At 61.8% G+C, this 20,706-nt stretch carries 18 protein-coding genes; 2 read left to right on the top strand and 16 right to left on the bottom strand.

Annotation, left to right across the window (positions count from 1 at the left end):
* Positions 1 to 188: 188 nt before the first annotated feature.
* The 7 genes from scpA to KZO24_RS28955 form a co-directional block, all read right to left on the bottom strand.
* Complete coding sequence (gene scpA / locus KZO24_RS28985; RefSeq protein ID WP_486487831.1) at positions 189 to 2,357, bottom strand: methylmalonyl-CoA mutase; 2,169 nt, start codon at positions 2,355 to 2,357, stop codon at positions 189 to 191.
* A gap of 157 nt (positions 2,358 to 2,514) precedes the next feature.
* Entirely contained in the window at positions 2,515 to 3,720 is a 1,206-nt protein-coding gene (gene bktB, locus KZO24_RS28980; protein ID WP_486487830.1) for a beta-ketothiolase BktB, read from the bottom strand.
* A 67-nt stretch (positions 3,721 to 3,787) separates the two neighbouring features.
* Positions 3,788 to 5,314 carry an acyl-CoA carboxylase subunit beta gene (locus tag KZO24_RS28975; protein ID WP_486487829.1) on the bottom strand — a complete coding sequence of 509 codons (1,527 nt, stop codon included), beginning with the start codon at positions 5,312 to 5,314 and terminating at the stop codon, positions 3,788 to 3,790.
* Between the two features lie 412 nt (positions 5,315 to 5,726).
* The gene (locus KZO24_RS28970) at positions 5,727 to 6,494 is read right to left on the bottom strand and encodes an SDR family NAD(P)-dependent oxidoreductase (protein WP_486487828.1); all 768 of its coding nucleotides are present in this window, start codon (positions 6,492 to 6,494) and stop codon (positions 5,727 to 5,729) included.
* A gap of 107 nt (positions 6,495 to 6,601) precedes the next feature.
* A complete protein-coding gene (locus tag KZO24_RS28965; RefSeq protein WP_486487827.1) occupies positions 6,602 to 6,844 on the bottom strand; it encodes a hypothetical protein in 243 nt (80 codons plus the stop codon).
* A gap of 2 nt (positions 6,845 to 6,846) precedes the next feature.
* Entirely contained in the window at positions 6,847 to 8,889 is a 2,043-nt protein-coding gene (locus tag KZO24_RS28960; RefSeq protein ID WP_486487826.1) for a TonB-dependent receptor, read from the bottom strand.
* Positions 8,890 to 9,176: 287 nt separating this feature from the next.
* Positions 9,177 to 9,479, bottom strand: coding sequence for a putative quinol monooxygenase (locus tag KZO24_RS28955; protein WP_486487825.1), 303 nt, complete (start codon positions 9,477 to 9,479; stop codon positions 9,177 to 9,179).
* Between the two features lie 194 nt (positions 9,480 to 9,673).
* Between KZO24_RS28955 and KZO24_RS28950 the strand changes: the two genes are divergently transcribed.
* A complete protein-coding gene (locus tag KZO24_RS28950) occupies positions 9,674 to 9,976 on the top strand; it encodes an NAD(P)-binding domain-containing protein (RefSeq protein WP_486488439.1) in 303 nt (100 codons plus the stop codon).
* A 525-nt stretch (positions 9,977 to 10,501) separates the two neighbouring features.
* Here KZO24_RS28950 and cofH read toward each other — a convergent pair.
* From cofH to KZO24_RS28915, 7 genes are all read right to left on the bottom strand, one after another.
* Positions 10,502 to 12,229: a 5-amino-6-(D-ribitylamino)uracil--L-tyrosine 4-hydroxyphenyl transferase CofH gene (cofH, locus tag KZO24_RS28945; protein ID WP_486487824.1), complete on the bottom strand. Its 1,728-nt coding sequence runs from the start codon at positions 12,227 to 12,229 to the stop codon at positions 10,502 to 10,504.
* On the bottom strand, positions 12,226 to 12,726 hold the full coding sequence (locus KZO24_RS28940; RefSeq protein ID WP_486487823.1) for a hypothetical protein: 501 nt from the start codon (positions 12,724 to 12,726) through the stop codon (positions 12,226 to 12,228). The genes cofH and KZO24_RS28940 overlap by 4 nt, the downstream gene beginning before the upstream one ends.
* Before the next feature lie 263 nt (positions 12,727 to 12,989).
* Positions 12,990 to 13,553 carry an LLM class oxidoreductase gene (locus tag KZO24_RS28935; RefSeq protein WP_486487822.1) on the bottom strand — a complete coding sequence of 188 codons (564 nt, stop codon included), beginning with the start codon at positions 13,551 to 13,553 and terminating at the stop codon, positions 12,990 to 12,992.
* A 352-nt stretch (positions 13,554 to 13,905) separates the two neighbouring features.
* The gene (locus KZO24_RS28930; RefSeq protein WP_486487821.1) at positions 13,906 to 14,988 is read right to left on the bottom strand and encodes a phosphotransferase; all 1,083 of its coding nucleotides are present in this window, start codon (positions 14,986 to 14,988) and stop codon (positions 13,906 to 13,908) included.
* Positions 14,985 to 16,169 (bottom strand): acyl-CoA dehydrogenase family protein, encoded by a 1,185-nt coding sequence (locus tag KZO24_RS28925; RefSeq protein WP_486487820.1) that lies wholly within the window; start codon positions 16,167 to 16,169, stop codon positions 14,985 to 14,987. Before KZO24_RS28925 ends, KZO24_RS28930 begins: the two co-directional genes overlap by 4 nt.
* Positions 16,170 to 16,361: 192 nt before the next feature.
* Entirely contained in the window at positions 16,362 to 16,703 is a 342-nt protein-coding gene (locus KZO24_RS28920) for a DUF4286 family protein (protein WP_486487819.1), read from the bottom strand.
* Positions 16,704 to 16,777: 74 nt separating this feature from the next.
* Positions 16,778 to 17,719: a TauD/TfdA dioxygenase family protein gene (locus KZO24_RS28915; RefSeq protein ID WP_486487818.1), complete on the bottom strand. Its 942-nt coding sequence runs from the start codon at positions 17,717 to 17,719 to the stop codon at positions 16,778 to 16,780.
* Between the two features lie 284 nt (positions 17,720 to 18,003).
* Here KZO24_RS28915 and KZO24_RS28910 point away from each other — a divergent pair, with 284 nt between their 5' ends.
* A complete protein-coding gene (locus KZO24_RS28910; RefSeq protein ID WP_486487817.1) occupies positions 18,004 to 18,813 on the top strand; it encodes a TetR/AcrR family transcriptional regulator in 810 nt (269 codons plus the stop codon).
* Positions 18,814 to 19,251: 438 nt separating this feature from the next.
* Here the strand turns inward: KZO24_RS28910 and cofC are convergent, their stop codons facing one another.
* Together cofC and npdG are read right to left on the bottom strand one after the other, a co-directional pair.
* Positions 19,252 to 19,908, bottom strand: a complete 657-nt coding sequence (cofC, locus tag KZO24_RS28905; RefSeq protein WP_486487816.1) for a 2-phospho-L-lactate guanylyltransferase — start codon at positions 19,906 to 19,908, stop codon at positions 19,252 to 19,254.
* A 37-nt stretch (positions 19,909 to 19,945) separates the two neighbouring features.
* Positions 19,946 to 20,596 (bottom strand): NADPH-dependent F420 reductase, encoded by a 651-nt coding sequence (gene npdG, locus KZO24_RS28900; RefSeq protein ID WP_486487815.1) that lies wholly within the window; start codon positions 20,594 to 20,596, stop codon positions 19,946 to 19,948.
* Between the last annotated feature and the right edge of the window lie 110 nt (positions 20,597 to 20,706).

The following is a 20,706-nucleotide window of genomic DNA, read 5'->3' as shown; positions in this document are numbered from 1 at the left end:
CGCGCCTCTGACGCGTAGTTGGCATGATCGTTGCGGCCGAAGGGCAACAGGGCATGCGAATAAGTTCGTATGAGCGGATACGTCCATTTAAATTCTGATACATTATTGGGCGGGGTATTTGGCGGCGGCACTAGAGAAGCGCGCCGCCGCCAACCCTTCCTCCCCAGGAAGTTCTTCAAACATTTTGCCTACTTCGCCACTTGGAGCTCGGAACCCAGCGGCGGCATGTTGTGGCCGAGCAGGCGCAGCACGTCGGCTGCGCATTCGACCACGTTCGACCCGGGGCCATAGATGCCCTGGACGCCTGCACTGCGCAGGTATTCGTAGTCCTTCGCGGGGATGACGCCGCCGGCGATGACCTTGATGTCGCTGCGGCCGGCATCGCGCAGCTGCTGGATCAGTTCGGGGATCAGCGTCTTGTGTCCGGCCGCGAGGCTAGAGGCGCCGACGACGTCCACACCGTTGTCGAGCGCCAGTACCACGGTCTCATCCGGCGTCTGGAACAGCGGGCCGGAGACGACCTCGAAGCCCATGTCGCCAAACGCCGAGGCGATGATGTTGGCGCCGCGGTCGTGGCCGTCCTGGCCCATCTTCGCGACGAGCAGCTTGGGTTTGCGGCCAAGGCGGCGTTCGACCGCAGCCACGCCGTCGAGCACCTGCTGCCAGCGGCTGTCGCCTTCGTAAGGCGCGCCGTAGACGCCCTTCACCGGGGTCGGCTGGGTGCCGTAGCGCTCGAAGCTCTCTTCCATCGCCGAGGAAATCTCGCCCAGCGTGGCGCGCGCGCGGGCGGCCTCGACGGCGAGCGCGAGGAGGTTGTTCTCGATGCTCGATTCGCCCGCAGCGCCGTCGCGCAGTGCCTTGAGCGCGGCTTGGCATGCGGCCTCGTCGCGGTCCGCCTTCATCTTGTTGATGCGGGCGATCTGGCCTTCGCGGACCTTGGCATTGTCGATGTCGAGCGTCTCGATCGCGTCCTCGGTGGCGAGGCGGTACTTGTTGACGCCGACGATCACGTCGTCACCGCGGTCGACGCGCGCCTGGCGGGCGGCGGCGGCGGTCTCGATCATCGCCTTGGGCCAGCCGGCGGCGACGGCCTTGGCCATGCCGCCTTCGGCCTGGACGCGCTCGATGATTTCCCAAGCCTCGTCGACGAGCTGCTGGGTGAGCGATTCGATATAGTAGGACCCACCCAGCGGATCGACGACATTGCACATGCCGGTCTCCTCCTGGATGATGATCTGGGTGTTGCGGGCGATGCGCGCCGAGAAGTCGGTCGGCAGCGCGATCGCCTCGTCCAGCGCGTTGGTGTGCAGCGACTGGGTGCCGCCCAGCATCGAGGCCATCGCCTCGACCGTGGTGCGGATGACGTTGTTGTAGGGGTCCTGCTCCTGCAGCGACACGCCCGAGGTCTGGCAGTGAGTGCGCAGCATCTTGCTGCGCTCGTCCTTGGCGCCCAGCTCGGTCATCACCCGGTGCCAAAGCACGCGCGCGGCGCGCAGCTTGGCGATTTCCATGAAGAAGTTCATGCCGATGGCGAAGAAGAACGAGAGGCGGCCCGCGAACTTGTCGATGTCGAGGCCCGATGCCACGCCGTACTTCACGTATTCGGCGCCGTCGGCGATGGTGAAGGCCAGTTCCTGGACCTGCGTCGCGCCAGCTTCCTGCATGTGATAGCCGGAAATCGAGATGGAGTTGAACTTGGGCATCTCGCGGCTGGTGTAGCCGAAGATGTCCGAGATGATCCGCATCGAAGGCTCGGGCGGGTAGATGTAGGTATTGCGGACCATGAACTCCTTGAGGATGTCGTTCTGGATGGTCCCGTCGAGCAGCTTGCGATCAACGCCCTGTTCCTCGCCCGCGACGATGAAGAAGGCCAGGATCGGGATCACCGCGCCGTTCATGGTCATCGAGACCGACATCTTGTCGAGCGGGATGCCGTCGAACAGGATCTTCATGTCCTCGACCGAGTCGATTGCCACGCCGGCCTTGCCGACGTCACCGACGACGCGCGGATGGTCGCTGTCGTAGCCACGGTGGGTCGCGAGGTCGAAAGCGACCGACAGGCCCTTCTGCCCCGCCGCGAGGTTGCGGCGGTAGAAGGCGTTCGATTCCTCGGCGGTGGAGAAGCCGGCGTACTGGCGGATGGTCCAGGGACGGCCCGCGTACATCGAGGCGCGAACGCCGCGCGTGAAGGGCGCGAAGCCGGGCAGGCCCGGATCGACGGCCACGTCCTCGGCGGTGTAGAGCGGCTTGACCGCGATACCCTCGGGCGTGTTCCAGGTCAGGTCCCTGCCCTTGACCTCCTTGTCCGCCGCGGCGCGCCACTTCCAAAGGCTCGGATTGGACGAGGATTCAAGCAACCTCCGCGGCTCTGGCGCTGCGCCGCTGTCTTCACCCAGGCTCGTCTCAATCGTCGGCTTATCGCTCACTTTTAGTTTCCCCAGTGTGGCCTTTCCAGCGTGATCGACGCATCGAACTAGGGCGTGGCATCGCCGATATGATTGAGACCGCCTATCTTCATGCAGCCTGCTCCAGTTCGACGTGGGCGACATTCTCGATAATCATCGCGATGCCCTGACCACCGCCAATGCACATCGTGATCAAGCCGTAGCGGCCACCAATGCGCTTCAATTCGTACATGCACTTGATCGTAAGCATGGTACCGGTGGCGCCGACCGGGTGGCCGATCGAGACGCCGGAGCCGTTCGGATTGACCTTCTCCGGGTCGAAGCCGAGCACCTTGGCGACGGCGCAGGCCTGCGCCGCGAAAGCTTCGTTGCTTTCGATCACATCCATCTGCTCGAGACTAAGACCGGCGCGCTGGAGGGCGATTGGCACGGCCTGAATCGGACCCTCGCCCATATACTCGGGCTCAACGCCCGCGTGACCCCATGCGACAATTCTGGCAAACGGTGTCAGCCCGCGGTTCTGGACTTGGCCGGCGGTCGCGAGAACCACCGCGGCAGCGCCGTCGTTGATGCCCGAGGCATTACCGGCGGTGACCACGCCATCCTTTTTGAACGCCGTGCGCATGGCGCCGAGCACTTCCAAGGTGGTGTCTCCCTTTACGTGCTCGTCGGTGTCGAACACGGTGACGCTCTTACGCGTCTTGATCTCAACCGGGAGGATCTGCTCCTTAAAGCGCCCTTCCGCGATCGCCATTGCGGCCCGCTGGTGGCTCGTGACTGAAAGCGAGTCCATGTCGGTACGCGTCACCTGATGGCGCTCTGCGAGGTTCTCGGCGGTGATGCCCATGTGATAGCCGCCGATGCCGTCGGACAACCCCAGTGTCAGTGCGTCCTCCTGCGTGTTCGCTCCCATTTTCTTGCCCCAGCGCACGCCGTGGTCATGATAGGGCACGTTCGACATCGATTCGGCGCCGCCGGCTACGGTGACCGAAGCCTCTCCCAATTGCATCAGCCGCGCCGCCGAGATGATCGCTTCCACGCCGGAGCCGCACAGGCGATTTAGAGTCAGCGCCGGCACCTTTGAGGGGATACCCGAATTGAGCGCCATGATACGGCTGAGCATTCCATCGCGTGCGCTGGTCGGCATGACCTGGCCGATCACAACGTGCTCCACGTCCTCAGGCGCTACGTTCGCACGCTTAAGCGCTTCGGAGACCACCAAGGTGCCCAGTTCAGCCGGCATCAACGACTTGAGCGATCCGCCGAAATCGCCGACCGCGGTACGTACGCCGCTTACGATGTATATGTCTTCCATGATGAGTTCTATCCTCCGCGGTTCAGATCGCGCCGCTCGGGTTAACGAGGAGCGCGTGTGTCACTCACTAGAGCGGGATGTTGTCGTGCTTCTTCCAGGGGTTCTCGAGGACCTTGTTGCTCAGCTTGCGCAGGCCAAGGGCGATGCGCCGACGAGTCGAGTGCGGGTAGATGACCTCGTCGATGTAGCCCCGGCTCGCCGCCACGAAGGGATTGGCGAAGCGGTCCTCGTATTCCTTGGTCTTGGCGGCGATGCCGTCCGCGTCCTGGCCGCGGAAGATGATCTCCACCGCGCCCTTGGCACCCATCACCGCGATCTCGGCGGTGGGCCAGGCATAATTGAGGTCGCCGCGCAGGTGCTTCGAGCTCATGACGTCGTAGGCGCCGCCGTAGGCCTTGCGGGTGATGACGGTGATTTTGGGCACGGTCGCCTCGGCATAGGCGAACAGCAGCTTGGCGCCGTGCTTGATGATGCCGTTGTGCTCCTGGTCGGTGCCGGGCAGGAAGCCGGGCACGTCGACGAAGGTGACGATCGGGATGTTGAAGGCGTCGCAGAAACGCACGAAGCGCGCGGCCTTCTTGGACGAGTTGATGTCGAGCACGCCCGCCAGCACCATCGGCTGGTTGGCGACGATGCCCACGGTCTTGCCCTCGACACGGCCGAAACCGATCAGGATGTTGCCCGCGTGCAGCGGCTGCAATTCGAAGAACTCGCCCTCGTCGAGCGTCTTACGAAGCACTTCGTGCATGTCGTATGGCTGGTTGGCGGATGGCGGGATGATCGTGTCGAGGCTGTGGTCCAGACGGTCCCAGGCGTCGGCACAGGGACGCTCCGGCACATCTTCGCGGTTGGACGAGGGCAGGAAATCGAAGAAATCGCGCGCCGCAAGCAGCGCCTCGATGTCGTTCTCGAGCGCGAGGTCGGAGACCGACGTCTTCGTGGAGTGCGTGATCGCGCCGCCCAGTTCTTCCTGCGTCACGATCTCGTTCGTCACCGTCTTGACCACCTCGGGGCCGGTCACGAACATGTACGAGCTGTCCTTCACCATGAAGATGAAGTCGGTCATCGCGGGCGAATAGACCGCGCCGCCCGCGCAGGGGCCCATGATGAGGGAAAGCTGCGGCACCACGCCCGAGGCGAGGACGTTGCGCTGGAACACGTCGGCATAACCGCCCAGCGAGGCGACGCCTTCCTGGATGCGCGCCCCGCCCGAATCGTTGAGGCCGATCACCGGCGCGCCGACCTTGAGCGCGGCGTCCATCACCTTGCAGATCTTCTGCGCGTGGCGGGCCGAGAGCGAGCCGCCGAACACCGTGAAGTCCTGGCTGAACACATAGACGAGGCGGCCGTTGATGGTGCCCGAACCGGTGACCACGCCGTCGCCGGGGATCTTCTGGTCCTGCATGCCGAAGTCGACGCAGTCATGCTCGACGTACAGGTCCATCTCCTCAAAGCTGTCCTCGTCGAGCAGAACGTCGAGGCGTTCACGCGCGGTGAGCTTGCCCTTGGCGTGCTGCGCATCGATGCGCCTCTGCCCGCCGCCCAGCTTGGCGGCCGACCGGCGCTTCTCCATTTCGGCGATATTGGCTGACATATTTCCTAACCGCTGTTCTAATACGACATGCATTGCAGCCTTGCGTCAGCGTTGTCCAACATTTTGTTCGGGCACATGCTGCACTTAAGAATCTAAGCAACCGTAAGAGTCCGTCAAACCCACGACGAGCACAAATGCGATGCTAAGCAGCTGTTCTAAATACAGATGCAGTTGCCGCGCAGAGTGAGGTAGCATTGATACCTCACGCGCTTTCGGTGCCGGAAGACTCGATCGCCCGTACTCTTGTCCTCTCACGGCAGAGCGTACCAAAGGGCAGACTACCCGGCTCATTCGGCACCTAGGATCAGAGTGCGGCCTCTCATGCGATCGAAAGCGGATGAGCAACTCGTGCTCGACGGGCAAGGCGGCAAAGCATAGCGCGTCCCGAAATCCGAACCAGCGCTAGAAGACGTTAAGGCAGTTTGACACCCGAAAGCACGTAGCAGTATTCAAGCAACTTCTCCTGCTTGGCCTCGTCCCGGGCCGCTGCCGCCGGGCTCCTTTGCGCTCGTCGGTAGAAGTAACCGCCACTTACTTTTGCCGCTGCGTCGTTGCTGACAGCAAGCCACGTTTGTGTATCGCTCCCCTCGTCGTAACTGTCTGGCGCGCCCTCGCCGCCCATTCGGGTGGCCACCCACCCCGGGTCGACTGCGTTGGAAAGAACATCGGACCAATGCCGCGCGACTGCGAGCGCCAGCATTGTGTCGAGCATCTTGCTGTCACAGTAGGCCTGATCTCCATCCCAGCGCCGACATTCCCACTGCGGATCATCGAGCTTTGCTGAGCCGGTAGGATGTACACTGGAGCTAAGGTATATCAGCCGCGCCGGCCGCGTGATCCTCGCGGTGAGGACGTACGGGGCCAGCACGTTCACTGCGAAAGTGCGCGCCAGGCCTTCGGCGGTGACTGCACGATCGCGACCTTCGTGGCCTACGCCGACATTGTGAATCACAGCATCAAACGGACCCAGTCCATTCGCCTGTTCAGCAATTGAACTCATGCCCGCAAGCGTGGCGGCATCCCCGATGACCATTCCAGCGCCAGCTACCGCGGAAATAGCGACCTCGGCACGCTCGGCACTACGAGCGTGAAGAACGACTAAGTGCCCCTTGCGCGCGAGCTGCTTGGCTGTGTGCAAGCCGATCCCGGTCGAGGACCCCGTAATGAATATGCGCGCCACGCTTTTCACTCCTCGGCTTAGAGACAGTACGTTGCAGATGCGGCGCATCAGGCTGCGAAGGAGGGCCCTGCGCCGAGCGACTGTGGCTGGCGTTCACGCTAAGGGAGCTAGAAGCGATACGACACGCGGGCTCCATACGTGATCGGCTTGGCGGCGGCATAGATCATGCCGAAGGGTGCGCTCGTCACCTTGAAGTTTGTGTATTTTGTATTAAGCGCGTTGTCGACATAGAACCCCACCCTCGTGCGGGCGCCAGGAGGACTTACGTAAGCTGAAAGGTTGACGATGGTATAGCCACTCTGGCGATCGTAGCCGATCGGCGAGCCTGCGAGATGGCCGGTCCCGGTCAAGTCTACGGCCCGTCCTGGCACGCCCCCGCCCCCGGGTAGAAGCTGATCGCCGATTGGTAGCGTCCCACCACGGCGAAATTTGCAGTCCATTCGCCCAGTTCAACGTCGTAGTTCGCATAGCCACCGAGAGTGAAACGCGGCGCGTGTGGCGGACGTACTCCGCCAAGATCCTGAGCACATTCGAACAGCGGCGAGAGGGCAGGACTGGCCAGCGGGCCTGTGTCGAGGCATTTAACCAAAGCGTTTGGGAAGCTGGTGTATTCGGCGTCCAGGTAGCTAACGGAACCACCAATGACCAGTCCTTGGGCGGCAGTGAACTGGGCGTCGAACTCCGCGCCGTAGCCTCTCACCGCACCAGCGTTGATGGCCCGGCTGCCGCCACCGAGAGTGTCGATCACGGTCGTCTGGAGGTTCTTGTTCTTGTAGTAAAATAGCGCCAGGCTCATCCGCAGTCGATTATCGAGCGCGCGCGACTTTACCCCTAGTTCGTGGCTATAGGTCTTCTCGGGAGTCACGTCGACGACCGGGCCAAGTGCTGGAGTGAAGAATCCGCCAGACTTGAACCCACGCGAGTAGCTGTAATAGATGTTCGTAGGCCCGTTGTCCCAAGCTAAAACGAAGCGCGGCGTGAATGCCTTGTAATCAAACTTCTGGCTGAAGACGAGTGGCCCGCCAAAACCGGCGTTCAGGTCGCCGTCAAGGCGCCGGTCATCGAACGTGTAACGTCCACCCGCTGTCAGCTTGAGTTGATCGGTGAGGGCATAGTACGCCTCGCCGAAGACGGAGATGGACTCGGTCGTGGTCCTGCTGGTGCTGGTTGGCAGTTCGCCGCCCACCGGGGGGAACAGTGCCCCCGAAAACTGCACTGCGTAGATCCCCTTGTCATGGAGATACGAGGCGCCAGCTAGGAAGTCGAGTGGCCCATCCAGTTGCGAGGCGACCTGCAGATCCTGGGTGAAGGTCTTGCCGCCCGTGTTAGGCGTGCGGAAGGTGAACGCGTCGATCGGCGTGAAATCTTGGTCGGTCGCCTCGACATCCTTGTCGTAGCGGTAGCCGGTAAGGCTGGTTACAGTCAGTGCTCCGACGTCCACGCGCGCTCGAAGGCTCGTCGAAAATAGTTCTCCGCGATGGCGATTCCCTCCGTTGACGTCCTGCTCGTAAAAGCCAGGCGTGGTGGTGATACCGGCACTGGCGCATAATAGGCAGCTCGGTCCGACATCGCCCAATTGCTCGAGGTCAGCGCCGCGGCGATTGCGCTGATACTCGGCAGTGAGCAGGAACTCGGCGGTGTCGGTTGGCTCCCAAGCGAGCTTGGCGCGGACTGCCTTCACCCTGCGCCCGCCTTGCCGATCGCCATCCGCCCGATTGCGCACATAGCCGTCTTCGTCGCGGTATCGCCCAGCCAGGCGCAAGCGCAGTGTCGGGGTGATCGGCAGATTGAGCATCGCATCCAGTTGCACATGGTCGAAACGTCCGTATTCGGCCGAGGCGGCGCCCTCAAGGCGATCAGTCGGGTCGGCCGAGGCGATAAGCACCGCGCCGCCCGTTGCATTGCGTCCATAGAGCGTACCCTGTGGTCCCCGCAGAACTTGGATGCTGCCGGGATCATACTGGTCGAGAAGATCGGCTACTCCCAGACTGCGCTGCAAATACACGCCTTCGCTATAGACCGCGACGGGGCTCTCCAGACCCGGGGTGACAACTTGCGCCCCAACCCCGCGGATGTAAAGTTGCGCGAATGTATAGCCATCGCCAAAGCTGGCACCCGGGGTCAGTATCTGGATATCGGTAAGCGAATGGATGCCGAGCTGCTCGACCTGCGCGGCGGAGATCGCTGATACCGCAATCGGAACATCCTGCGCGCTTTCGGGGCGACGCTGTGCGGTAACGATGATTTCGCCTGGAATGTCCGCCGCTGGGCCTACTTCGGGGCTAACAAGTGCGGCTGCCTGCACTTGATCCTGCGCCGATGCGGTCGATGCGGACAACGCAGCCAGCACTGAAAATGAGACGCCTGCCGCCAAACGATAGCTGCCGTGAAGCATAGTGATTTCCCCGCCCGATTTGTACTCACAGCCGTGTCAGAGGCGACGAAGGCAGTGGCATTTTCTAACACCAATTATAGCGTCGGAGCGCCGAGCGCGTCAAGAACTTAGCGGGGGGCCATGTCGTATTCCCTATCGGGGTGCGCCTACATGAAGGGCCCTACGTCGATGGCTCACAAGCCACCACTTCAACGGCGTCTGACAGGAACGCCCTCCACTCCGCGACGGCGAGAACTATCAAAGCACCAGATCGCGGGGCCGCGGACGTGCCTGATCACTCCAGATCGTCAGGCACTGACAACAAGGTTGGGCCAAACGTCCGTGCGCGCATGGACAACCATTTGTTCGACCAACCCCACATCGCCTCGCTGCGTGCGCCATTCGATGTACTCCCTGTAGGAAGTCTCGTCATCCCAGGTTTGCAACAGCAGAACACGGTCCGGCTCGGAGCCATGACGCACTGCTCTAAAATCCCGAAAGCCCGCAGATCGGGCGGTATCTGGCAAAACACGCGGCAAGACCTTGCAGAATTCATCCGCAAGACCTGGCTTGAAGAGGTAATCGACCGTGACCGTAACGCCCTCGCCCATCTCGTTCTCCCATGTGCGGCTCGGTGACCAGACTGGCGGCAGGCCATCGCGGCATCTGACGATGCGTAGCTACCACGCCAAAACCGCGCAACATATTTCTAATAGACCTTAGATAGTTGCGGCGGTCCAGTTGCCATTACCCTTAAAGACCCAAAAGGAACGATCATGAGAATGGGCATCATCGGACCGGCGACATCGGTGGGACGATTGCGCGCACGCTTTCGTCCGCCGGCCATTCCATCAAGCTCGCCGGATCGAGGAGAGCGGACGCCGGGCGCGATCAGGCGAAGGAAATTGGAGCCGACCCAGTCAGCGCCTCGCGCGCCGAAAAGGATGTGGACGTGATCATCCTGTCGATCCCGTTCGCGACAACGCCCGATGCCGCATCGCTGCTCACTGATGTGCCTGCGGATGTGGTGGTGATCGATACCTCCACTATTACCCTTTCGGCGGGACAAATCCCCGAAGTCGACGATGGCGAACCCGAAAGCGTATGAGTCAGCAAGCGGCTTGGTCGCCCCGTGATAAAGGTTTTCAACGCCATCCCCGCCGACACGCTGGTGGAGCTCGGATCGCTGTAGGGAACATCTGGCCGCATCGCCATCCGGTCGCGGGCCACGACCGGCGAGGGAAGGCGATTGCACAAGGATTGGTCAAACAAAACCGGCTTCGATGCGCTCGGTTCTAGCGACCTTGCCGGATCGTGGCGCCAGCAGGCTGGCACGCCAGCCTACTGCACCGGGCTCACGTTTGAGGAACTGAAAGGCTCGCGGGGCCTTGGGACAAACAACGCGCGCCGCTAAATCGTGATGCGCTGGTCCAAGCATTCATCGCCTCGTGCGCAGTTTCCGGCCATGAAAATGCGATCGCGCGAGATCGCGAAGTCGCCGCGCGTTGACAAGCGTCGCCGCAAGCCTTCCAACGCTTCCCCGGCGCGCTGATCGACATGGGAACGACAACGCCCAGTAGCCGCTGCCTTTAGAAACGCTTGCAGCAATTCCGCCCCTTGAGCAATTTTGCTATCAAGTCGGCTGCGGCACGCGCTCCAGCACCTTGGGGTCGCCGTACAGCGTGGTGCGGCGCTTGAGCGGACGACCGGCAGCAGCTGCTGCTGCACGCAGGTCGTCGACGCTGACGTCCTGTCCGTGGCTGGCACCTGCGGCACGGCTGATGCTCTCGTTCATCAGTACACCCCCAAGGTCGTTGGCGCCCGCCGCGAGCACGGCTGCTGCACCGTCGACGCCCAGCTTCACCCACGAGCACTGGATAGACGGGATCGAGCCGTGCAGTGCCAGTCGGGCGACCGCATGCATCATCACCGCCTCGCGCCAGGTCGGGCCCTTGCGGCTCTGGCCGCGGCGGTAGAACGGCGCCTCCATATGCACGAGGGGCAATGGCACGAACTCGGTGAAGCCGCCGGTCTCACTTTGTTGATGGCGCAGTGCGAGCAAGTGCCGGGCCCAGTGCTCCGGGCGTTCGAGATGGCCGAACATGATCGTTGACGTGGTCGGCAGCCCGATCGTGTGCGCCGCGCCGACTACATCGAGCCATTCTTGTGTGGTCAACTTGTCCGGGCAGATCTGCGCGCGGATGTCGTCGCTCAAAATCTCCGCAGCGGTGCCCGGCAGCGATCCGAGGCCAGCGTCTTTCAGCCGGCGTAAGTAATCGATCACCGGCATGGCCAGTGTACGCGCGCCCTGGCTTACCTCCAGCGGCGAGAAGGCATGTACGTGCAGGTCCGGGCACTCTGCCTTCACCGCACGCAGGATCGCGAGGTACGTGTCTCCGGTGTAGCTGGGATGGATCCCGCCCTGCAGGCAGACTTCGGTGGCGCCCCGCTCCACTGCCTCTCGGGCACGCCCGGCGATCTCGGCCAGATCGAGATTGTAAGGCTTGTCGCGCAGGCCGCCTTTGCTGCTGGTCTTGGAGAAGGCGCAGAACGAACAGGTATGTGTGCAGATGTTGGTGTAATTGATGTTGCGGTTGACGACGTAAGTCACCGACGGCCCATTAACTTCGGCGCGCAAGGCGTCCGCCGCCTCAACCACCGCCTGCGCTGCGGCGCCGCGCGTGGCGAACAGCGCGGTGACATCCACCTCGGACAGTCCCACTCCCGAAGCCGCCCGATCGAGGAGCCGGTGAAGCTGGGAAGCGACCGGCCCGTCGTGCCGCGCACCGAGCGGCTCTTTGGGCGATCCCGGTGCCGGGCCGGCAAGGCCCGGGCTCCAGCGGCTGTCGCGTGCCAAGCCCTCACTGTCCGACAGCTTGAGCATCGCCGGACGGATCCCGCCATCCACCCATTCGCGGTCGTCGGTGGATAGAAACCGAGGATAGATCGTCAGCCGCTCCACCAGTGGAAGCCCCGCGTCCGCGCAAATGGCGGCGAGATGCGCAACCTCGGGCCAAGGCGCTTCGGGATTGACGTGGTCGAGCGTCACCGGCGAGATCCCGCCCCAATCATCGATGCCGCAGTTGATCAGTTCGGCCAAGCGCTCATCGTTAAGGTTCGGCGGTACCTGTACCGAAACCGCGTCGGGCAGCACAATGCGCGCCGCGGCAATTACGCGCAGGAAGTCCGTTTCAGAGGCCTCGGACGCTTTGGCCATTTTCGTCCCCGGCTTGGGACAGAAGTTCTGCACGATAACTTCCTGCAACTGACCATGCCCGGCATGCAGGTCGCGCAAGGCGAAAAGAGCCTCGATCCGTTCTTCCGTTGTCTCGCCAATGCCGATCAGAATGCCGCTGGTCATCGGCACTCGCGCCATACCGGCCGCTGCAAGGAGGCAAGCCGGACCGCAGGGTCCTTGTCGGGCGAGCCATGGTGCGCCGCACCATTCTCCATCAGGCGTTCGGACGTGCTCTCCAGCATCAGCCCGCCCGATGCCATGACGGGGCGCAGCATGCGCCAGTCGTCCTCGGTCAGCACCCCGGCGTTGATGTGCGGGAGCAGCCCGGTTTCCTTGAGCACGACCTGCGCACAAGCGCGCACATAGTCGATCGTGCGCTCGAACCCGTGCTGGCCGAGCCAGTCGCGCGCAACTGCATAACGACGTTCAGGCGCATCACCTAAGGTGAACAGCGCCTCCTTGCACCCCGCCGCCGCACCTTGCCGCGCGATGTCGAGCACCTGCTCAAGCGACAGGTACGGAGCCTCCAGGTGTGAGGGCGTCGTCGCGAAGGTGCAGTAGTGACACACGTCGGCGCACAGCCGCGTCAAGGGAATGAAGACCTTGGCCGAATAGGTCATCCGCGCCGGCCCCCGTGCGGCACGGCGATGGCGCGCCTCCGCTTGCAACTCACGCAACGGCGCCGACAGGAGGTGGTCCATCAATGCACAGTCAGCAGGGGCCATGGTCTTCCATTTCAATGCTGGTTGCGGCCGCCGCGATCGATGCAAGCCGCTAAACGCCAATTTCTAATGTATCTTTGAATTATTGGCAAGGCGAGGTAACCGCTCTCTACTCGTGTCACGGCGCTATGCCGCGCTCGCGGCAGATCTGTCGCCTCGAATCAATAAATGATGCAAGGTTCGTGTCCATACTTCGGCGGTGCCCCTATGTGGTCGCAAAGCGTCTCGTCCTCGTACCTCTTTTGGAACAGGCCGCAGGCCTGAAGGATCGAGATGACATCATCGACGAAAGCGTTGACGCGGTCATCATAGACACCGGACAGGATCCTGACCCCGGCCACCGCGCGACCCCCGAACCACTCCTGCAGATGACCGGCCACCTCGGCCGGTCCCGCAGTAGATGGATCATAGTCGGTCACGACATATGCCAATACATCACGCCGGATCCTCTTCGCGGGCAATCTTTCAGGCCTGCACCGCCCCCGTGCATCATGAATAGCCCGCGCATCGTCAGTGAGCTCGCCCGAATAGAGGGCCTGCGGCCCCGCGACGTCACGCAACCCGCTTCGTCGAGCACGCCCATAGTCGATGGAGAAAGTCGGATCGAACACGCCGCGGGCATAACGCCCAGCGACGATCAGCCCCTGATCGCCTTCGCCTACCTGGAAGACCAGCGGCTCCCTGCGCTTGGACGTTTCCAGCGGCAGCGGGTCGCTGCTCGGCACCGCGTTCCGCCCGGCTCTGCCTTAGCTCAGGATATCTCGAGTCTGGACCTACCAAGCCATTGGCTTCGTTGAAGCATGTTGTTCCACTCGGAACCATCCCGATCCGCTCGTCTTGAGTGCGAATGGCACAACAGTCGACGAGACGGGGCGGGAAGAACCAGCGCTAACCACCGTGCCACGAGCACGCTTTGGTGAGTTGGTTCCGGTCCGCGAACTCCCATACTGGCCCGCAGCCGCCGGTGCGGCATCAGAGGCCGGACAGATGGCCGCATTCGGCGACGTGCCTGACCTCCAATTGCCGCTTGCGTCTTTTGGGGCGTCCACAGCTGGTCAGCAGCCCCACTGCCCAAATTTAGCTTGCTCCAGCTCGGACTGCCTGTCGCCAGGCCAGTTCGGTCAGTTCCGGCAGCACCTTGACCCGCTCATGTGCCTGAGCTGAAGACGCCGTGCCGCGAATCACCCGGCCTTTGATGCCGTGGAAGATCGCGGCGAAGCGGAAGAAGTTGAACGCGACGTAGAAGTCGAAGTCGGGGATCCCGCTGCGACCGGTGCGTGCACAGTACGCGTTCACGTACTCCACCTCGCTGGGGATATTGAGCGCAGCAATGTCGGCGCCCGCCAGCCCAGCCACGATGTGGGGCGGCATGCGATACATCATCGCGTGATAGGCGAAGTCTGCGAGTGGGTGGCCAAGCGTCGACAATTCCCAATCTAGGACCGCCAGGACGCGCGGCTCAGTCGGGTGGAAGATGAGGTTGTCGCATCGAAAATCACCGTGGATGGTGCGCGTCTCGTCACCGTCCGGGATGTTCGCAGGGAGCCATTCGATCAGGCGATCCATGTAAGGATCGCGACCGGCCTCAGTGTCCTCAATGTATTGCCTCGACCAGCGGGAGATTTGGCGCTCGAAGTAGTTGCCCGGCCGCCCATAGTCCCCCAAGCCGATCGCCTGATAGTCCAGCGTGTGCAGCCGCGCCATCGTCTCGTTCATCGCATCGAAGTAGCGGGGACGCTCATCGCGCGATACGTCCGGGAAGGTTGCATCCCATACGATACGGCCTTCGACCATGTCCATCACGTAGAACCAAGTGCCGATGACCTCGTCGTCAGTGCATAGGCCATGGATGTGCGCCACCGGAAATCCTGCCGTTCCGAGCGCGGTCAGCACTTTGGCCTCGCGATCAATCGCATGGGCGCCCTTGAGGAGCTGGCCGGGCGGCTTGCGGCGCAGTACATAGGCGCGCAGAGGGGTGACGAGCTTATAGGTCGGATTGGATTGGCCGCCGGCGAACTGCTCGACCGTCATCGGACCGGCAAAGCCAGGCACGTTCGCCTCCATCCAGCGCGCGAGCGCGGCTTCGTCGAAGCGATGCGCCTCGCGCACGGCGGTAGTGCCGCTGTTGCTTTCGGCCCCAGTGGTCTGCGCCTGGTTCATGCTTTCTGGCCCGCCTCTTCGCCGCTCCTGTGATCGCGCTTGATCTTCTTGGCCAGTGACCATTTATGAACCTCTGTAGGACCGTCATAGATGCGAAACGCGCGGATCTCGCGGAACACCTGCTCGACGATGGTGTCCTGGGTGACCCCCGTCCCGCCCATGACTTGCACGCAGCGGTCGGCGACGCGCATCAGCGCTTCGGACACCGCGACCTTAGCCATGGAACTTTCGACCGTGCCGAGCGACCCTGAGTCCAGCACGCTGGCGCACCAGTCTATCATCAGTTCCGACTGCTTGAGGTCGATAAGGTTCTCCGCCAACATGAAGCCGACGCCCTCGTGATCGATAAGAGACTTGCCAAACGCCTCACGCTTGCAGGCATAGGCAGAGGCAATCTCGTTCGCCCGGGTCGCAGCTCCGTGCCAGCGCATGCAGTGCGACAGCCTTGCCGGGCTCAGCCGCACTTGCGCGTACTTGAAGCCCTCGCCTGCATTGCCGAGCATTTGGTCCGCTGGGACCCGTAGGTTCTCAATAGCGACGGTTGAGTGTCCTCCGGGCATCGAGCTGTCGATCGTGTTGGGAATACGCTCGATGCGGATCGCCGGATTCGGCAAGTCGACCAGGAACATGCAGGCCCCCTCGTCCGACTTGGCCATGATGATGCCGACGCTCGCGCCTTGCGCCCCGGTGATGAACGCCTTCCGGCCGTTTATGACCCAATGTTTCCCGTCCTGGCGGCACAACGTCTTCATCATCGACGGGTCCGAGCCAGCACCGCCTTCTGATGCCGGCTCGGTCATGAAAAACGCCGAGCGAGCGCGTCCAGCAACCAGTGGCTCGAGGAAGCGCTCCTTAAGCCGGGGACTCCCGACCTTCCCGAGCAGGTACATGTTTCCTTCGTCGGGCGCGTTCGTGTTGACGGCCAGCGGCCCGAGCGGCGAGAGCCCGGACTTTTGCAGCACGACCGCAGTCTCGCGTTGGGTGAGATGGCCGCCGTCGGGAAGAATGTGCGGCGTCAGGACGCCGGCTGTTCGCGCCTTTTCCCGCATCTCCATGACGAGTTCGTCAGTGGGCGCGTCATGGTGGTCGCGCCTACCGTCCTTTTCGTAAGGTACCACGACCTCGCGCACAAAGCTCTCGACTTGGGCCGCAATTTTGCTTGCGCGATCACTGACGTGCATGATGTCTCGCCTCAATGGGTAAGTTAGAACAGCGCCTATGCTAGGCAGCGCCGCTTTGTGTAAGTCGCCATTCGACCGTCGTTGACGAGCTATCCGCTTGAAGCCGGACGCTCAGCAGGGCCTGAAGTGAGCAGACGACAAGGTTTGGCAGATTGCCGCCCCCTTACGGCGGGCGGCAAACTGGCATTTAATTCAAGGGGTGGTCGCGCCTTCGATGGTCTCGAACACGGCCGAAAGAAGGTCCTGCGTATCCAGTGCAGAGGACATTATCATCTGGCCGCCGCGGCCGCGCTCGAACAGCTCCTTCACCGTCGCCGCGGCCTCTTCCGCGCTGTTGCTGTCCATCTCGTAAATGGCCAGGTATTCATAGCGGCGGTCGTCCCCGTCAGTCGGGCAGATCTTGGACCTCTCTGCCCTCACGAAGCCGGGCGTTTCTACGACATCGCGAATGTGCTGGTTGCTATACCAATCGTTGAACTCTTCATCCTGACCCTCAACTGAGTTTGAGAGGACGATGAACTTGAATCTTGCCATGCTGGCTACCTTTCAAAACTCGCCGGACGCGCAGGAATGCGACGGCTCCGGCCTTCTTGGACGATGACAGCCAATCAGGGCCGAGGGCTGAATTCTTCGGGTTCAAGATAACGGCCGGAGCGCATCGCCCCTTCCAAGGTAGTGCGGAACGCCTTGCGCGGCACGCCGACGGGCCAACCATAGGCCTGGTGAAGTGTGCGGCGGTTGTCCCACAGCATCATGTCGCCCTTTTCCCACTGATGAACGTAGCGGAACGCGGGCTTGAGCACATGCTGCGTGAGCGCCCACAGCAGCTCCTCGCTTTCGTCACGGCTCACCCCAAGGACCGCCTCGACGTTCGATGGGCTGATCGAAAGCGACTTGCGACCGGACTCGGGATGGGTAACGACCAGCGGGTGCACCACCGGCGGGAACACCGGCATCGTGAGGCTCTCACCTTCCCACTCATCCGCCTTCGGCCGGCGGAAGGAGCGCTCATGCTGCACGAACCGCATGCCATCGGGCTTGGCGTTGTGCACGAACATTGAAACTTCCTTACCTTCCGCGCGCTCGCGCAGTTCAGGCGGCAACGCGTCGAAGGCCTTGGCAGTGTCAATCCATCCGGTCTGCCCACCGCTCTCGGCCGGTGTGTCCATGTACAGGACAGCACCCTTGCAGATGTCCGGCGTATAGCATGTGTCTTGGTGCCAAGGGATGAAACCACCGACGAGCTGACCCTCGATCATGTAGTAGCCGCCCTCCTCGCGTATCTCAACGAGATCTTCTTGGCCCGGGACCCGAATGCGCGGGATGGGATGAACTTCGAGTTCGCCGAAGACCCGGCTCAGCTTCAGATGTTGCTCGCGATCGGCGCCGGTTCCTCGGAACAGAATGATACCGTGCTCGAGCCACAGATCGTAAAGTTCCGTGCGAAGGGTTGGATCGTCCAGACGGGCCAAATCTAGGCCTTCGATCCGAACGCCGACACTCGTCAGCGGCAAGACCTTAAGTCCCATCGGTGTAGTCTGTTCGCTCATCCCATCTCTCTCCATGATGACCGGAGCAAGTCACCGCCTTGCATGTTGAGCGCTCCCGGTGTGCGCAATCCGATGATAAGCTCGGCACAGTCAAAGTGCAACAAGGTTTAGAAAATGTCCATGGACGGAATAGCTGAGCCTAGACGATCAGCGCTGTTGCGGCGCTGTGGCGCGCCGAAAGAGAGACCATTTTCGATCCGCGCGCAAAATCCGGGCATGTGCAGGTTGCGAGATAAATTCTAACTGTTAGGGTTTTTAGGCAAGGCACGAATAAGGTAGGTAGAATGGTCGACGCGAAACACGAGGATGAAGGATCTACCGAGATCGCCACTCGGCAGATCGATGGCGAGATAGCGCCGAAGAAGCGTCGGCGCGCGGCCTCGGCTCGCAAGACATCGGTACAGCCAGAGGCAATCATGGGACAGGCAGAGCCAGACGCAGTGGTTGATCCGCCCAACGAGGGTGAACCTTGCTCCCCAGCAGCTCGAGGCAGGCGCAAGAAGTCGGACTTGAAGCACCAAGCTATCCTCGAGGCGGCCGCCAAGGTGTTCAAAAATAAGGGGTACGCGCGCGCAACGCTGAGCGAAATTGGTCGTAAGGCAGGAACCTATGCAGGTAGTATGTACTACCACTTTGCTTCCAAGGAAGAGCTGGTCGAGGAGGTCTTGAACTCGGGCACCACCGGAGTGGCGGAGATCGTGACGCAGGCAGTCGCCTCATTACCGCCCACTGCCTCGCATCGGACCAAGATCCGAACTGCGTATCGCGCTCACTTACATCACATGCTGCTACGCGACGACTTCATCGTAGCTTACTGGAAGATCATTAATCAGGTCCCGCCGGAAGTTCGGGCTCGTCACCTCAACAAGCCCCGCGACTACGGCAATTTTTGGCGCAAGCTAATTTCGGATGGCGTCGAAGCGGGAGAGATCCGAGCTGGCGTTCAGCAAACGATTTTACGCTTCATACTCGTGGGAAGTTCAATCTACGCTTTAGATTGGTACTCACCCCGGGGCGATATGGACACCGACGATATCGCCGATGCTATCATCGATATGCTGTTCGACGGCGTAGGGCAGCCAGCGGATCAGTGAACGCCGAGCAGGTGCCACGTCGCTCAGCCGCCGCCATCGCTACCGAATTATCGTCTTGGCAAATATCGTCTCGGTCACCTCGTAGGTCGGACAGCAAAAGTCAGAGAAAGAGTGCGCGGACGAGCCGCAGTCCGTGTCAAGGTTGGTTGAACTATTCCCGCCCATCTGCTCCATGATGGCCGCGAAAAACAGGTCGCGGCATGTGGCAAGACGCTCGCGCTCGGCGGCCTCCATGGCAGCTGGGAACGTATCGCGGGTAAGATCGGTGCCGTTACCAAGGTGCTCGGGGTTCCTGCCGCCCGGAGTCGGCAATCCCGCCTAGGTTCATGGCATCCAGACCCGTGTCCATAATTTTTTTAAGGGCAACTTAAGTGATACTGGGGCGACCGTTCGGACAAACCTTGATTCAAATCCTCGGCGGTATAAAATGGCGCTGCCTTAAAAATAGCGAGGGGACCTACCTTTAGGATCGTCTAGTCGCACCTTGTGATAGTACGCTTCTGACAAATCTTCAGCCTCGTCGATATCTTTCGCTAGTCCGTCGCTTATTAATGTTTCGACACGGTAACTAAGGCGGCGCGCCTCATTGCTATGCAGCGCGTAGCTGCTCATACCAAAGCTGAACCGAAATTTCGCCTCGTCGGCGGGGAGAGACAGTGCATTTGTTCCGGTACCGTGGCGATCGGGGGCAATGCCAATCGAGCGTCGCGGCACACGGGTCAGGCTCGTCAAATCGCACACCTTAATCTGCGGCAGATCAGCAGCAACGATGACGAATCGCGCGGGAAGAACACGGCGGGGGAGACAACTTTTCTCCATACGCTCGACGCCTTCGTACACCCCGCGAAGCTCCTTAGTGGCGCTTTGAAGCGCCGCGTTTAGCTCCCCGACGGTGTCGTCAAGCACGTCCACCATCGGCGCCAGTCCATGATCCGCAGGCCCGACAAGGCTCACTCGCGTCACCACTTCGCACTTTAGCGCCACATCGACGACGTGTCTGAGCATTGAGTTGACAAGCCGGCGGCGCCCCTCGTCGTCCAGGACACCAGCGAGGCGGGTCTTCCCGTTACCCGGAGCCTTGATGGGGATCAACACCCAACAGGTCTGCTCGGAAGCGCTCACTACGCACGACTCACGGGATCAGCGGCGCGTCGGTGAGGTTGGTGAATCGGATCCCCGCACCATCCGCCTTGTAGGTTTTGTTCATATAGATTAATATCGAGGTGAGCGCCTCGGCCGCGGCCGAGTTCGCAAGGGCACCGCCAGCAAGCCCGCGAAGACCCATGCCTTGGCAGAGATCGACGACGATCTTGCGCGCATCGATGTCGTCGGAAAATACCAGTACGTCGCACTCAATCGCATGGTCGCTATCGAGGTGATGAGCCGAGACGTTGTGGAATGCCGTCACCAGTCGCGTGTTTGCACCTAAGTGCGCCTGCGCTTGTTGGGCGGCGCTGCCCACGCTGGGAAGCTGGACCCGCATGACTTTGGGCGGGACAAGTGGGACGGTGGTGTCGATCACGATCGCGCTGCCGATACGATCCTTGATCTGGCTAAGTGTATCGGCTTGTGACGCGTGAGGCACAGCTACGATGACGATGTCTTTAGCATGCGCAGCATCGGCGTTGCTGGCATAATGAGCAGCACCGAGTTCCCCCGCTGTCGATCGGGCCTTCTCCGCAGAGCGTGAGCCGATCGTCACTTCATGTCCCGCCTTGACGAGGCGGCGCGCTATGCCCTTGCCCAAAGCGCCCGTTCCTCCGATTATTGCGATAGATGCCATCTTGGTGTTCCCTTGGATGAATGGGTCGCGTGCTCACGGCAGCGGGCCCTATTCTCGATTTCCGACAACGCCGCGCCCCCGCTCTCGTGAGTTGTTCTATTGCTGCGGAT

The sequence above is a fragment of the Novosphingobium sp. NFX11 genome (genome assembly GCF_057376415.1).
This window is presented reverse-complemented; position numbering and strand designations above follow the sequence as displayed.

Bases quoted from the DNA above. Each gene is read 5' to 3' on its own strand.
- KZO24_RS28960 (WP_486487826.1), bottom strand. From the start codon at position 8,889: ATGCTTCACGGCAGCTATCGTTTGGCGGCAGGCGTCTCATTTTCAGTG.
- KZO24_RS28975 (WP_486487829.1), bottom strand. From the start codon at position 5,314: ATGTCAGCCAATATCGCCGAAATGGAGAAGCGCCGGTCGGCCGCCAAG.
- KZO24_RS28925 (WP_486487820.1), bottom strand. From the start codon at position 16,169: ATGCACGTCAGTGATCGCGCAAGCAAAATTGCGGCCCAAGTCGAGAGC.
- bktB (WP_486487830.1), bottom strand. From the start codon at position 3,720: ATGGAAGACATATACATCGTAAGCGGCGTACGTACCGCGGTCGGCGAT.
- cofH (WP_486487824.1), bottom strand. From the start codon at position 12,229: ATGACCAGCGGCATTCTGATCGGCATTGGCGAGACAACGGAAGAACGG.
- npdG (WP_486487815.1), bottom strand. From the start codon at position 20,596: ATGGCATCTATCGCAATAATCGGAGGAACGGGCGCTTTGGGCAAGGGC.
- KZO24_RS28940 (WP_486487823.1), bottom strand. From the start codon at position 12,726: ATGACCTATTCGGCCAAGGTCTTCATTCCCTTGACGCGGCTGTGCGCC.
- KZO24_RS28920 (WP_486487819.1), bottom strand. From the start codon at position 16,703: ATGGCAAGATTCAAGTTCATCGTCCTCTCAAACTCAGTTGAGGGTCAG.
- KZO24_RS28915 (WP_486487818.1), bottom strand. From the start codon at position 17,719: ATGAGCGAACAGACTACACCGATGGGACTTAAGGTCTTGCCGCTGACG.
- KZO24_RS28955 (WP_486487825.1), bottom strand. From the start codon at position 9,479: ATGGGCGAGGGCGTTACGGTCACGGTCGATTACCTCTTCAAGCCAGGT.
- KZO24_RS28910 (WP_486487817.1), top strand. From the start codon at position 18,004: ATGGTCGACGCGAAACACGAGGATGAAGGATCTACCGAGATCGCCACT.
- KZO24_RS28930 (WP_486487821.1), bottom strand. From the start codon at position 14,988: ATGAACCAGGCGCAGACCACTGGGGCCGAAAGCAACAGCGGCACTACC.